The following is a 14,082-nucleotide window of genomic DNA, read 5'->3' as shown; positions in this document are numbered from 1 at the left end:
AAAAGGCCCACCCGGACGTGTTCAACACGTTGCTGCAGATCCTCGAAGACGGCCGGCTCACCGATGGTCAGGGACGCATCGTCGACTTCAAGAACACGGTGATCATCCTGACCACCAACCTGGGCACCCGCGACATCACCAACAGCCTCCCCGTTGGTTTCCAGGCATCCACCGTCGATCACACGCACAGGGTCCACGACGCGCTGAAACAACACTTCCGGCCGGAGTTCCTGAACCGGATCGACGATGTCGTCGTATTCCCGCGGCTCACCCCAACCGACATGCTATCCATTGTGGACATGATGGTCGAGCGGATCGAGACCCGACTCCACGACAAAGGCATGGGCCTCGAGCTGACCGACGACGCCAAGAAGTACCTGGCAGCCAAGGGCTTCGACCCGGCGCTCGGCGCCCGACCGTTGCGGCGCCTCATCCAGCGCGAGGTCGAGGACGCGCTGGCGGAACGCATCCTCTTCGAAGAGCTGAAGCCCGGCCACATCGTGGTTGTCGACCTCGACAGCGACCGCCTGGCCTTCACCGTCCGTGACAAGGGCAAAATGTTGGTGTGAACCCGAAGCATCTGGCCGCAGCCGAGCTCACGTACCCCGAGCACGGCGCCACGCGTGCGGAGACGCTGCCCGCCGGGTACCACCACGTGCACCGCGACGTGCCCGTGGGTACCGGGCGGGCGGCGTTCACCACCGCGGCCGAGGCCCTGCTCTCCTGGCGGATGCACCGGGCCGCTGGACTTTCGGTGTCCGCTTCCGCCCCGACCGCCGAGCCCGGCGCGGTGGTCACCATGCGCTTCGGGCCGAAGCCGATCGGCCTGCTCGTGCCCTGCCGCGTCGTGTACCGCGTCGACGAGCCGGACGCGCGCGGCTTCGCGTACGGCACGCTGCCGGGGCACCCCGAGCGCGGCGAGGAGGCATTCGTCGTGAGGTTGGATGGCGACGGCACGGTGCGGCTGGTGATCAGAGCGTTCTCCCGCCCGGCCACCCTCCTCACCCGCCTGGGCGCCCCGGTAGCCCGCCGCGTCCAGTCCCTGGTAACCGACCGCTACGCAGCCGCCCTCCGCTCCCTCCTGTAGCGGCTACTCCCAGCGGGGGAACGCGGGGCCGGACGCTTTGCCGATCAGTTGGCGGCGTAGGCGCTCGGCTCCCGCGGGGAGGAACGGCGCCAGCTCCGTCGCCAGCACCCGGCAGGTGTGCAGCAGGGTGCCCAGCACGGCATCGACATCCTCAGCGCCTTCCCACGGCCGCCTCGCCTCGATGAGCCGGTTCGCCTCGTCGACGGTCGCCGTCAACGCCCGTGTCGCGGCGCGGAAGTCGTACCGCCGCAACGCATGGTCGATCCGCTCGGGCAGGCCGGTGCCCACACCCGGCACCTCGCGCACACCCCCACGCCGGCGCACAAGGCTGGTCGTGCGGTGGACCAGGTTGCCGATCCCGTGCGCCAGATCCTGGTTGGCGCGACGGATCAGGCGCTCGATCGTGAAGTCGGTGTCACCGACCGGAGCCACGTCGGCCAGTAACCACCACCGTAGGGCGTCGCCGCCGTACCGGTCGACCAGCGCGGCCGGGTCGACCGCGTTGCCGGCGCTCTTGGCTATCTTCGCGCCGTCGACGGTAAGGTAGTCGTGCACCACGATCGTCGTGGGCAGCGGCTGGCCCACCGACAGCAGCAACGCCAACCAATATACGGCGTGGAAACGGACGATCCCTTTACCTATGACGTGGACCCGCTCATCAGCGTCTGTCCACCATGTACGGTACGCGGCGTCTCCGGTGCCGTAGCCCAGAGCGGTGACGTAGTTGGCGAGCGCGTCCCACCACACATACACGACCTGCGACGGGTCGCCGGGCACGCCGATTCCCCAGCTACCGGCTCGGGCGGCCGGGCGAGACACGCTGAAGTCGACGAGTCCACTCCGGACGAAGGCGAGCACCTCGTTGCGCCGCGCCTCCGGCACGACCCGCACCCGCCCGGACTCCAGCGCCCCCAGGACCGCGTCCTGATAGCGGGACAGCCGGAAGAACCAATTCTCCTCCTCGACCGCCTCGGGCTCGGTGCCGTGCTCCGGGCACACCCCGCCGGCCAGCTCGTCGCGCTGGTAGAACTGCTCGCATCCTCCACAGTAGAGACCACTGTAGGCACGCCGGTAGAAGTCGCTAGCCTCCGCGCACTCGCGCCACAGCCGGCGTACCCCATCGGCATGTCGCCGATCGGCGCTGGTCGCGATGAAGTCGTCGAACGACAGCGCGAGCGGCTCGCGCAGCGCCGCGAAGCGCGCCGCGTTGGTCTTGACGAACTCGCCCACCGGCACGCCCGCGGCGCGCGCGGCCTGGACGTTCTTCACGGCGTTGTCGTCCGTACCGGTCAGGAACCGCACCTGCTGGCCGCGCAGCCGCCGGTGCCGGGCCAGCACGTCGGCCTGCACCAACTCCAGCGCGTGCCCGAGGTGCGGGGCGGCGTTGACGTACGGGATCGCGGTAGTCACATAGAAACGCATGATGCCTCCTGCGCCCCACGACGGCGGGAGGCCACGACCAGACGCCCGCCGAGCGGGGTCTGGTCGTGGTGAGTCGCGCTAGCGCACGCCGAGCAGGCCCCAGAAGGGGCCCATCATCCGTTCGTGGCGTGGCCGCATACCCTCATCGTGACACCGGCGCTCGCACCGGGCCAAGCGGATAACCGAACGTGTACGGCGTCAGGAAGCGCGGCACCAGGATGCGGGTGCGGGGCGCGAACTTGCGCACGGCGGCGAGAAACGTGTCCAGCCGGGCCTGGTCGTTCGGCGCGACGGTTGGCGGGTTCGTCAGCGCCGTCTCGAAGTTCTCCCAGTGCACCGGCACCACGGTCGCGGGCCGGTCGAGCGCGTCCAGCAGGCGCGGCACGTAGTCGTGGGTGGCGTCGGTGCTCGGTACCGCGATCATCGCGACATCGGGTGCCAGGCCGGCGAGGTTGCGCTCGGCGAAGTCGCTGGCGCCCATGAAGAACACGGACGGCCCGCCGCGCGGGGTCACCTGGAAGGCCAGCGTGTCGCCTTCGGGCAGGTCGGCGATCGTCTCCGGCTTGGCCGGCACGGCCACGCGGACGCCGGGGAAGGCCATCGAGTATGAAGGGTTGCGGCTGTGTAGCGACGACACCACCTCGACGGTGTAGTCGCCGAAGTCGAGCACCTCGCCGCCCTTGACCGGGCTGAGTTGGGAGGTGGGCAGACCGTAGGCCAGGCCGAGGTGGTACGCGGTGAGCGTGCCGAAAACCCGTGCGCCCGACTGCGTGGCGATGTGCGGAACGTCGTTGTAGTGGTCCCAGTGCGTGTGGGTGACCAGGATCGTCTGCGGTCTGCCTGGGTGGTCGGCGATTCGGATGGTATCGACGGTCAGCTTGGTGGCGGGTTTGAAAACACCGTCGAACAGCCCGGTGTCGAATCGGCTCAGATAGGGATCCACCAGTACCGTCTTCGCGCCGATGTCGATCCGCCAGCCGGAGGTGCCCAGCCACCGAAACGTGGCCGTGGGGCCGTCAGTGTCGCGGCGGCGGGGTGCGGCGTTCGCGGCGGACGGGATCGAAGTGGCCACGGTGGCCACGGCCGCGCTGGTGGCGACGCCCAGGAACCGGCGGCGGTCGAGTGGTGAGTCGGTCATGGTGCGACAGCGAAGCACCACACGACGCGGCGGGTCCAAGACGATGCGGCCACGGGCTTCATACGCGATCACGTATCGGTCCAGCCCAGCGGCGCCCGTCCGCACCGCCGTCTGAGGTGTTGATCACATCGCGCGCAGCGCCTCGACCGCCTCCCGGGCCGCCTCGCCCATCGCGAGGTCGACGTCGATCTGGCGAGTGTTCAGGCGCTGGGTCCGCGCGAAGACCGCGATCGCGTACCGGCCGCCGTCCGGGTACTCCGCGACACCGGCCTCGATGTGCAGCCCGGGCAGGGTGCCGGTCTTGCCCGCCACGCGCACCTCGGGCGGGAAGCCGGACGGCAGCCGGGTCCAGAACAGCTGCCTCGCCATCAGGTCCCGCACCATCGCGCACGCGGCGGGCGGTCCGGCCTCGTCCCGCCAGATCAGGGTCAGCAGCCGGGTGATCTCCCGCGCGGTACTGGACGTGGTGTGATCGGGATCGAAGACGCGCAGGCCCCGCACCCGCTCGGCGGGCAGGGTGGAGAAGGTGTTGGCGAACTCCGCGGCGTCCCGGACGTCCAGGTCGGCGAACATCGACTCCAGCACCTGCCGCGGCCCGCCGATCACCCGGGTACGCGTGAGCCCCAACTCCTCCGCGAGCAGCGCCATGACGTCCGGGCCGACCCGGCGCAGCAGCAGGTCGGCGGCGGTGTTGTCGCTGACCGACATGGCGAAGAACGCCAGGTCACGCAGCGAGATCTCCACGTCGTCGGCGCACCCGGCCGTGCCCCAGCCGCCCAGCCGGTCGGCGGCGCGCACGAGCACCCGCTCGGTGGGGTCGAGTTGCCCGGCCACGGCCTGCCGCGCGAACTCCAGGACCAACAGGATCTTGAACACCGACGCGATCACGACCTGTTCGTCCTGCCGCGTCCCGATGTCGCGGCCGGTGTCGATGTCGACCGCGTGCACGCGCGCGTCGACCCCCACCTCGTCGAAGATCCTGGTCAGCACGCCGCCACGGTAGCCGGTGAGGGTCGCGTACCGTCGGGTCGTGGATCTCTTCCGGCACCTGCGCTACTTCGTGGCGGTGGCCGAGGAGCTGCACTTCGGCCGCGCCGCCGAGGTGCTGGGCATCGCGCAGCCGCCGCTGAGCCAGTCGATCCAGCGGCTGGAGCGGGAATTGGGCGTCGAGCTGTTCGACCGCTCCCGGCGCCAGGTCGAGCTCACCACCGCCGGCCGGCTGCTCCTCGACGAGGCGCGCGGCCTGCTCGCCGGCGAGGTGCGGATGCGCGCGCTCATGCGCATGGTGCGCGACGGTGAGCTGGGCACGCTGCGCGCCGGCGTACCACCCGAAACACCCGCCGTCACGCTCCAGACACTCCTGCGGCGTCTCGCTGACGAGCTGCCCGGGCTCGACATCGACCTGCGAGAGCTGACCACCAGCGAGCAGTTGCGGATGCTCACAATGGGTCAGCTCGACGCCGGCCTCGTGCACCATCCGGTCGACGTCCCCGGCCTGCGAATCGGTCCCGCCGCTCAGGTCCGGCTCGGCGCGGTCCTGCCGCGCACGTCGCCGCTGGCGAAGCGCGCCGAGCTGGCGCTGGCCGACCTCGCCGGCCACGATCTCGTCCTGCCCGCCCGCGCCGCCGCGCCGGGCTGGCACGACCACCTCCTCGACGCGTGCCGGAGGCACGGCTTTACCCCGGCACGGATACGCCACGCCCGCAACACCGAGTTCCTGCTCGGCCTCGTGCTCGCGGGAGACGGCGTCGCGTTCGAACCGGAAAGCACCGCCCGCCGCGAGCCCCGCGTGGTCTGGCGCCCCATCGCCGGCGACCCGTTGCACCGCACCACATCCGCCGTGTGGCCGGCGCGGTCGCCTCATCCCGCGGCGGAGCGCTTCGCCGACATCGCCGCGGCGACGCTGGACGACGCGGCTCCGTCGATGGCCGTCCCGCAAGCAGACGCGGCCCGCCCGTGGAGCATCGTGTTCGCCCCACACGCGGCCGGCAGCGGCGGCTGAACCCATGGAGATTTAGAGCTGGAGATTTAGAGCTGCCGCGACGCTCGTCGCGGGCGAGACCGCTGCTCCCGCGGCCTCGCCCTCCGCGTCCCCACGCCCCAATCAGCAACCGGCCGCGGCGTATGGGGTTTCGATGTCGTTGGTTACCGGTGCCGCGTCGACCGTTCCGGTGACTTTTACGGTCAGCGTGCCGGCCGGCACGCTCGCCAGGCGCGTGTTGAACGACTGGTAGGCCGACTTGCCGGGAGCGACATCCGTCACCGTGCGCGAGCCGTACGGCGTGACAAGCTCGATGGTGAGCGGCACCTCGTCGGTGTTGCGCACACTCACCGACAGGTAGGCGTTGGCGCCAACGCATTGCGTGCGGGCCTGCACCTCGACCGCCCAGGTGGCCGGCGGTGCGAGTTCCCGGGCCGCGCTCGCGGCGCGGGCGACGACGGTGTCCTTTTCGGCCGTCGTGAAGACGCCAGCCGCGACGAACGCCTCGGCGACTTGGGTGACGGTCGCGACGAATACACCGTGGTTGGGGAATGGCGCATGGTCCCAGACCAGGTCGAGGAAGGTCGGTCCGTCGGTGCCGGGCGACGGGATGCCTGTCACGGGTACGTCGTAGTTCGGCAGGCCGTCATCGCGCTTGCGGTTCGGCACGCCGGTGTCGATGGAGCCGAACACGATCGTCGGTTCGACCCGCCGGAAGTACGAGGAGACGGGTTGGGTGTCGCTGATGTGGTACGGGCGCAGCGTGAACCCGTGCGTCGTGAAGTACGGATCGCCCGCCGCGGTGGTGCTCTGGTGCGTGATCGCCGCCCGGGCGTAGTCACCGTCGCGCTTCAGGTGGCGATAGAGGGTCAGCTCGCGGAAAGCGCCACCGCCCGGGTTCCCCAGTATCTGCAGGAGCACCGGCCCCCAGAAGACCGCCTGGGTGTCGGGGCGGTCGATGGCTCGCTCGATGCGGATGCTGAACGGCATCCGGACCTCGATGGTGTCGCCCGGCGCCCAGGTGCGGCTCAGCGTCAGGTAGCTGCCCGGCTGGGCGGCGACGGTCTGCGCCACGCCGTTGACGGTGACGAAGAAGCCCTTGCGCGCCCACCCGGGCACCCGCAGCTTGATGTCGAGCGGCCCGCTGCCGTCGACGGTCAGCTTGGTGCGATCCTCGCGCGGGTACGCCGTCTGCTGCGTGACGGTGAAGCCCTTCTCGGCCCAGGTGAGCGTCGAAGGCGCGTAGAGGTTGACCCACAGCGTCGCGCCGTCCGCCGACTTGAGGTAGATGGTCTCCTGGTACTTGGTGTGGTTTTCCAGGCCGGTGCCGCCGCAGCAGGTGCCGGTGTTGCCGTAACTGCGGGCGGCGCCCGGCGTCAGCGGCTGGAAGTACGTCAGCTGCGGGTCGCTGTTGGTGGCAGTGTCGGCCCGCGATCCAGTGATCATGTTGAGCAGGCCACGCTCGTAGTAGTCCATGTACGCCGGGTCGTGCTCGTGCAGGAACAGGTTGCGGGCCAGCTTGATGAGGTTGTACGTCGTGCAGGTCTCCGCGCCGCCCTGCGCCATGGCGTTGGCGACGTTGCCCCGGTTCTGAAACAGCTCGACGTTGTTGTTCGAGCCGGGGTAGTTCCCGCCCGCCCCGCCGTGCGCGAACATCCGATGTGGAACCACCATGCCGAAGAAGTTTTTGGCGGCCGTGAAGTACTCCCGGTCACCGGTGTGCTCGAAGACGCGCATGTACCCGATGAACTGCGGCACGTGCGTGTTGGCGTGCAGGCGTTCGGGGCGGCGCCGGCCGGGCCTGTTCTGCGGCGTAACCACGAGGATGTCGCGGTTTTCGACGCAGGCGCCGAACAGCGACTCCCGGTTGTCGAAGGCTTTGGCCGTCTCCAGGTGCTTCGCTTCACCGGTGAGCGCGTAGATCTCCGGAAACACCTCGTTGGCCCCGCCGAACTCGCCGGCGATGTAGAGGTCCCACATGTAGTTGAGGTTGTCGCGGGTGATGGGGCCGGTGTAGTCGGGGTGGTTCTTGTCGCCGACGGTCAGCGCGAGGTGAGCCCAGTCCGCCATCTTGACGACGACGTCGCGCGCCTGCGTGTTGCCGGTGTGGTAGTAGGCGTCGAGCAGCCCGCGCATGATCTTGTGCTGGGTGTACCACGGCGCCCAGGTGTTGGTGTCGGCGTTGCCGCCGTAGACGGCCCAGCGCGGCGGGCCGAGCCGCAGCACCGCGTCTTCCGGGATCGCGCCCACGTAGCCGGGGAACGTGGGGATCCAGTCGCCTTCACCACCCTGCTGTGCCGCCACGATGCCGCCGTCGCGGCGGTTGGGCGAGGCGTCCAGCAGCGTGGTGCCACCGGCCTCGTCGAAGCGGTACCAGGCGATGCTCCCGCCGCCGGTGCTGCCAGCCGCCGAGTCCATCATGGACAGCAGCTCCTGCTGACTGAGCGCACGGTCGAAGATGTGGAACTCGTCGACGGTCGCGTCCAGGAACGGGTCGCCGTACTGCGAGCGCCCGATCCACCGGTTGCCCGGGTTGCCGAGGCTGACCGGGTTGAGGGTCATGTTCGTGTTCGTGCCGACCGCCTGGCCGTCGACGTACAGCGTGCCGGTGTTCTGCGACAGCGTGACGGCCAGGTGCACCCACTGGTTGGTCGGCAGCGCGGCGGTGCCGCTGATTCGCTGTTCCTGGCCGGATCCCCCGATGGTGATGGCGAACCGGGGCACGTTGCCGGTCACACCCGCGCGCGGCGTCAGGAACATGTTGACCGTGGTGCTCTGTCCAAAGTCGAACAGCCGGCTCCAGGTCTGCGTCGAGGCGAGGTTCACCCAGGCGGCGATGGTGAAGTCGGTCAGCTGGTTGATCGCCTCCTGGGGCAGCGTCACGTACTGCGCCATGCTCGGCCCGTTGAGGCGCAACGCGCTGCCGTACCGGCCCGGCACCCGGTCGATCTGCGGCTCCGGCGGCTCTTCGCCACCCGGTCCACCGGTGCCCATCCGGGCGGTGATGGCGGCCTGGCACGCGGCGAGCTCGCTGACCATCCGGTCAAGCTTGTCCTTGTAGACGGCTTCGCCCTGGTCGGCGTACGCCTGCGCGAGCGCCGTCATGTAGTGGCCGGCCCAGTGTCCACTGAGGAGCCCGCCGTCTTCCCAGCCGCCCGGCACCGATACACCCGCCGGGTTCGGCCGGCCCGCCTGGTTGTTGAAGAGCACGAGGAAGCGCCGCTCGTCGTACTGCCGCAGGAAGTTCTTCATGCGGTCGCGCTTCTCCTGAAGCAGTCCGCTGCCGAGCCGCACCTCGCTCAGCTCGAACGGCCGCACCGGCGCGGTGGCACCGGGTCCGAGGGCGGCGACGCCCACGACAGCCGCCGCACCAGATGTCGCCGCACCAGAGTCGGCCGCACCGGAGTCCGGCGCCGCCTCGGCGGGTGTCGCGGTGAAAGCACCGGCGCCCGCGACCGCGCCGATGGCCGATGCCTGTAGGAGTTGACGCCGGTTGACCTTGACCTCGTCGAACTGAGCCACTGGTGGTCGTCCTTCCACGGAAGTTGTACCGACAAACCGCCCGGAGGTCGCCGCTACGTCAGGAGTGCTTTTGTTCTAGAGCCTTGTCGGAACGGGCCTCCGCCCGGCCCTCGTCGCGGGCGTCGGCGAGCAGGCGCGCGAGCCGCTGCCGGCGGCGCCGGTCGACGGCGCGGATGGCGAATGCCGCGGCGACGAGCAGGGCCGCGAGGAGCAGTTGTGACCACGGCAGCGTCCACACCGTCACGGATGCCGATGCCGGCCGGATCTCGGCGCCGCTCTTGTCGTCATCGAGGACAGCGGGCGTCAGGTCCACAGTGGTCCGCAGCCGTCCCAGGCCCCAGACGCCGTCGACTCGGATGTCGACCTGCCGGGTGCCACCCGGAAGCGTCTGTTCGACCTGGGACCGCGCGCCGCTCTCGGTCAGGCCACCCAGCTCGGCGGTGGCGACCTCGCCGGTACCGGTCACCGCGACGCTGCCGTCGTTCTTCGTGGTGTACCGGACCCGGACGCTGCCGGCGGCGAACGGGTTCCACGAGTGCCGGTACGTGGCGGTCAGGTCGTCGACGGTCAGCGCTGCGGTGACCGTGCCGCTGACCCGCATCATGACCCGGAAACCGACCCGGCTCTCGACGGCGACCGTACCCCCGGTGGCGGTGACCGTCGCCGCGATGCCGGCCGGGTGGTCGCCGGGTTTGGCGTCCCGCGGCACCGTGATGGTGAACGGCACCACCTTTGTCTCGTTGGCTCCGACGCTCACCTTGTCCTGGACCTGGATCCAGGTGCCGCCGTCGACCGACGCCTGGTTGGACGGGAGCATGTTGAAGCGCCCGTTGTCGGTGAGGTAGCCGTCGGCCGCCTTGAGGGAGAACACCGCGGCGCGGTTGCTGAAGTTGCGTACCGCCAGGCGCTCGGTCATCACCTGACCCGCGTCGAGCGTGTGCGTGATCCAGCGCCGGCCGTCTGGACCCTGCTGGTTGGCCGGCTGCACCGCCCAGGTGAGCGTGGGCGCGGTCGGTGTCGGGGCCGCCATGGCACCGGAGGGCGCGAGCGGCACGGCGGCGAGTACCGCGCCCAGCGTGGCGAGCAAGCTTCGGAACATGGCGAGTCCTTCGTGCCCGGGGGTGGTGAGGGCCGCGGTGCCGCGGCCCTCACCAATGTGTCACTCGAACAGGGAGAGCGTCAGGGTCGAGGTGTACGTGCCGGCCGCGACCTCCGCGGGGGCGCGCAGGAACAGGTTGGCGTTGACGGAGTACGCGTCACCGGCGACGGCCTCCGAGTCGAAGGTCGACACCAGCAGCTCCTGGTCGACCAGGCCCACGTTGTTGCCGGGCTGAGTCGGGTCGTCGAGGACGGTGACCACCTCTTCGCCTTCGGTGACCAGGCCGGTGTCGCCGCCGTCGATCAGGTTGGGCCGCCAGCCGAGGTGGCCGGCGCTGATCGGTGCCTGGCCGGCGTCGCCGACGAAGTCGGTCGCGCTGCCCAGTACGGCCCACGCGGCGCCGTCGGGCACCTCGTCGGCGGTACGGGTGTCGGTGATGGTCACCGTTGGCAGGGTGCCGACGAACTGGCGGACCAGCAGGGTCGAGCCGTTCTCAGCCAGCGCGACGGAGTCACCGGCGATCGACATGGCGAGTACGCCCGGTTCGTCGATCTCCTCGATGTCGACCGTCACGCGTACGTCGTCGCTGTCACCCGGCGCGGCCAGAGCCGGCGACGGCAATGCCATCGCCCCGGCCAGGACCGCGCTGGCGGCACCAGCCACGGTCAGCCGCTTGCGATTCAATATGCTCATGCGAGTGCTCCATTGTCCAATGTGGTTAATGATCAGGCGCAGGCCGCGCTGGAATACTCCGCCGTGTATACAGTCGTCACCTCCTTGCCACCCACCGTCCCGGTGGCGCGAACGGTGACCGAACCCGCCGCTGCCGTGGCCGCCCGCGTGGCGAACGACTGGTACGCGTTGGCGCCCGGCGCGACGGCTGGGAACGACCGCTCGCCGTAGCCGGTCTCGATGTCGATCCGCACCGGCCCATCGTGGTCGTTGCGGCCCTGCACCGCGACGTACGCCTTGCCGGCGATACACCGTGACTGGGCAGTGACGGTGACCGGTACGCGGGCCGGGTTGGTGCCCGGGTCGTCGGCGAAGACCCGCCATTCGGTGACCGCGACTGCGGAGTACGTGGTGCCGTTGCCGTTGGCCTGTATGGTGGCGCGCACCCGGCTCGTGGTGACCGGGTCGAAGGTGACGGTGTTGAAGGCGGTGCTGCTCGTGCCGTACCCGGACGCGCCGGGCACGTCTCGCCAGGCGGCCGTCGCCTCGTCCCAGTACCGCAGGATCCACCCGTCGGGTTCGGCGACGCCTTCGCCGCTGCCCTGATCGGCATCGCGCCAGAACTTCAGCTCGGTGCCCGTCAGGCGGACTGGCCGGGTCCAGTCGTACTGGATCCATTGGCTCTCCGGACGGGTGCCCGACCAGGTGCCCCAGATCTGCGCCTGCCCCGGACTCGGCGGGTCGGCGCCGTCGTTGAGGGCGGTGACGCTGTTCCATGGCGCGGTGTACGAGGCGGTCGGCGTGCCGATCGGCCCGATGTTGCCGGTGAGCGGCCCGGAGATGTCCGCCGGGATGGTGACGCTCTTGGCGGTCTCCAGGTTTCCAGCCACGTCGAGCGCCCGGAACGACACCGTGTGCTTGCTGGCGTCGGGTGCCGCGATCGGGCCGGTGTAGGTGGTCCAGGCGCCCGCGCCGATGGCGTACTCGATGCGGCCGACCCCCGAGGTGGCGTCGGTCGCGACCACCGTGACCGCCCTGGTGGCCGGGTCTACGGTGCCCGTGCTGGCCGGCGCGGTGGCGTCGATCCTCACGGTGAGGTTCGCCGGGGTGGAGACGTTGCCGGCGCGGTCGGTCGCGGTCGCCGTGACGGTGTGCTGCCCGTCCCCCGATACGTCGACGTCCGCGTACCTGACCTCGGTCGCGACGGCCGGTCGTCCTCCGTCCACGGTGGACTGGATGGTCATCCGGCCGCCCCGATCGTCGACGCCGGCGGCACGCACCCGCACGGCGGACCGGAACCAGCTCGCGCTGCCCGCGCTGCCGGTGGGCGTGAGCGTCAGCACCGGCGGGGTCACATCACCTTCGGTGTCACCCGGAGAGATGACCCGGACCTGCGCCGACACGCGGCCGGCGGCGTAGCCGAGCACGGTGCCCTGGATCGTGAACTGGCCGGGCGCCGCCACCTGCTCGGCGGTGACCGGGTCCCAGTACACCGGCACCTGGAGCGTGTCGGAGCCGAACGCGACGCTCACGGTGCCGGGCAGTTCGCGCTCTCCCACCTCGACCGTGATGGCCGGCGGTGTGACGGCGGTTGGCTGCGCGGCGAGGATCTTCCACTCCTCCACCGCCACCGCCGAATAGGTGCTGCCGTTGGTGGACGCGTCGAACGTCGCGCGTACCTGCGTGGTGGTGACCGGGTCGAAGGTGGTGTTCTGGAAGCCCTGCGTGCCGGTCGGATACCCGCTCGGGTTGGGCACGTCGACCCACTGTCCACTGTCGAGGTTCCAGTACTGGATGCGCCAGCGCGCCGGTGCCGCCACGCCCACGCCGGTGCCCTGCGGCTGGTCGTTCCAGAACTCGATCTGCGAACCGGTGATCCGCATCGGCTGGTCCCACCGGTACTGGACCCACTGCTGCGGCGGGTTGCTGCCCGTCCAGGTGCCCCACATGTCGGGCGGCAGCGGGTTGGAGCGCACTATCTCGTCGTTGAGCGCCTTCACCCAGTACTGCGTGGGCACCGGCTCGTTCGAGACGGTGACCGTCGCCTCCTGGGCGATGTTCGGTCGCGGGGTGAGGTCGCGGCCCTTGACCGGTGTCGGCGTGACGAGCTTCATCCGGGGCGGCGTCTGGGTGTCGTCCCACTCCAGCTTGTCGATCGCCACCGACCGGCGGAAGTGGCCGCCACCAACGGCGTCAGCGGTGTGGTACGCCAAATACCACTGGCCGTTGAACTCCAGGATGCCCGGGTGGCTCGTGGTCGAGGAGACCGGCCGCAGCACGGTCCCCCGGTAGGTCCACGGGCCTTCCGGCGCCGCGGCGGTCGCGTAGGCGATGCAGGCGTGGTAGTTCGCCGGGGTGCACGCCGAGGTCGGGCCGGCGTTGTTGCCGGCGTACGCCATGTAGTAGGTGCCGCCGCGCTTGAAGATCCAGGCCGCCTCGAAGAAGCCGGTCAGCCCGGTGACGGTGCGCTGGGTGCCGACCGGTGTCTTCATGTCGGCCTGGAACTCCAGCATCCGCAGGTTGCTGAACGAGCCCCACCACACGAAGACCCGCTGGCCCTCGACCAGGATCGTCGGGTCGATGTTGTGGATGTTGTTTGTCGTGGGCACCCGCTGGGAGATGATCGGGCCGCCGGCGTGGTCGGTCCACGGGCCGGTGGGGCTGTCGGAGACGGCCACACCGATCGCGAACTTGTCGGTTGCCGTGCTGTCCCGCTCGTTGATCGGGACGTACCAGTAGTAGCGCCCGTCGACGCCCCGCACGACCTGGCCGGCGTAGGCGCGTCCGGGTGTCGCCCAGGCGAAGACCTGTTCCGGGCGCATCAGCGACGGGTAGTGCGTCCACTGTCCGGCTTGGACGTCGTTGGTGCGGAACGCGCCCCACTCGTTCATGATGAAGTCGTTTGTGGACGGTCCGGCTTCGTCGTGTCCGGTGTAGATGTACAGCTCGTCGCGGTCACCGGTGTTGCCGGGGGCGCCGGCCGGCACCACGAGCGGTGCCGGGTCGGCCGAGTAGTAGCTGCCATCCCCGAGGATCGGGTTGGTGGTGTTGGTGAAGGTGACCGGGTCGGCGGCCTGAGCCGGGGTGCCGGCGCCCACAAGGGCGCCGGCGAGAAGCCCGGCGACCGCCGCGACTCTTGTGGCGATCTTCATGGGTCGGTC

Annotated in this window: 10 protein-coding genes; 3 read left to right on the top strand and 7 right to left on the bottom strand. The window is 70.1% G+C overall.

Annotated features, from left to right (window positions below; translation table 11 throughout):
- The coding region (locus QMG73_RS26525) for an AAA family ATPase (RefSeq protein ID WP_281900083.1) at nucleotides 1–569 on the top strand (569 nt) is incomplete at its 5' end.
- Nucleotides 566–1,087, top strand: a complete 522-nt coding sequence (locus QMG73_RS26520) for a DUF1990 family protein (protein ID WP_281900081.1) — start codon at nucleotides 566–568, stop codon at nucleotides 1,085–1,087. The genes QMG73_RS26525 and QMG73_RS26520, both read left to right, overlap by 4 nt.
- A gap of 3 nt (nucleotides 1,088–1,090) precedes the next feature.
- Here the strand turns inward: QMG73_RS26520 and QMG73_RS26515 are convergent, their stop codons facing one another.
- From QMG73_RS26515 to QMG73_RS26505, 3 genes are all read right to left on the bottom strand, one after another.
- Nucleotides 1,091–2,509 (bottom strand): methionine--tRNA ligase, encoded by a 1,419-nt coding sequence (locus QMG73_RS26515; RefSeq protein ID WP_281900079.1) that lies wholly within the window; start codon nucleotides 2,507–2,509, stop codon nucleotides 1,091–1,093.
- Nucleotides 2,510–2,651: 142 nt separating this feature from the next.
- Nucleotides 2,652–3,647, bottom strand: coding sequence for an MBL fold metallo-hydrolase (locus QMG73_RS26510; RefSeq protein ID WP_281900077.1), 996 nt, complete (start codon nucleotides 3,645–3,647; stop codon nucleotides 2,652–2,654).
- A gap of 123 nt (nucleotides 3,648–3,770) precedes the next feature.
- Nucleotides 3,771–4,637, bottom strand: a complete 867-nt coding sequence (locus QMG73_RS26505) for a serine hydrolase (protein WP_281900075.1) — start codon at nucleotides 4,635–4,637, stop codon at nucleotides 3,771–3,773.
- Nucleotides 4,638–4,677: 40 nt separating this feature from the next.
- Between QMG73_RS26505 and QMG73_RS26500 the strand changes: the two genes are divergently transcribed.
- Nucleotides 4,678–5,649 (top strand): LysR family transcriptional regulator, encoded by a 972-nt coding sequence (locus tag QMG73_RS26500; RefSeq protein ID WP_281900073.1) that lies wholly within the window; start codon nucleotides 4,678–4,680, stop codon nucleotides 5,647–5,649.
- A 102-nt stretch (nucleotides 5,650–5,751) separates the two neighbouring features.
- On the opposite strand, the gene QMG73_RS26495 is transcribed toward QMG73_RS26500, so the two are convergent.
- The 4 genes from QMG73_RS26495 to QMG73_RS26480 are packed head-to-tail and all read right to left on the bottom strand — an operon-like array spanning nucleotide 5,752 to nucleotide 14,073.
- Complete coding sequence (locus QMG73_RS26495) at nucleotides 5,752–9,150, bottom strand: beta-L-arabinofuranosidase domain-containing protein (protein WP_281900071.1); 3,399 nt, start codon at nucleotides 9,148–9,150, stop codon at nucleotides 5,752–5,754.
- A gap of 58 nt (nucleotides 9,151–9,208) precedes the next feature.
- Nucleotides 9,209–10,249 carry a WxL protein peptidoglycan domain-containing protein gene (locus QMG73_RS26490; protein WP_281900070.1) on the bottom strand — a complete coding sequence of 347 codons (1,041 nt, stop codon included), beginning with the start codon at nucleotides 10,247–10,249 and terminating at the stop codon, nucleotides 9,209–9,211.
- Between the two features lie 60 nt (nucleotides 10,250–10,309).
- Complete coding sequence (locus QMG73_RS26485) at nucleotides 10,310–10,942, bottom strand: hypothetical protein (protein ID WP_281900068.1); 633 nt, start codon at nucleotides 10,940–10,942, stop codon at nucleotides 10,310–10,312.
- A gap of 32 nt (nucleotides 10,943–10,974) precedes the next feature.
- The gene (locus QMG73_RS26480) at nucleotides 10,975–14,073 is read right to left on the bottom strand and encodes an OmpL47-type beta-barrel domain-containing protein (RefSeq protein WP_281900066.1); all 3,099 of its coding nucleotides are present in this window, start codon (nucleotides 14,071–14,073) and stop codon (nucleotides 10,975–10,977) included.
- Nucleotides 14,074–14,082: the final 9 nt, after the last annotated feature.

This window comes from Phytohabitans aurantiacus (genome assembly GCF_027923225.1).
Taxonomy (GTDB): domain Bacteria; phylum Actinomycetota; class Actinomycetes; order Mycobacteriales; family Micromonosporaceae; genus Phytohabitans; species Phytohabitans aurantiacus.
This window is presented reverse-complemented; position numbering and strand designations above follow the sequence as displayed.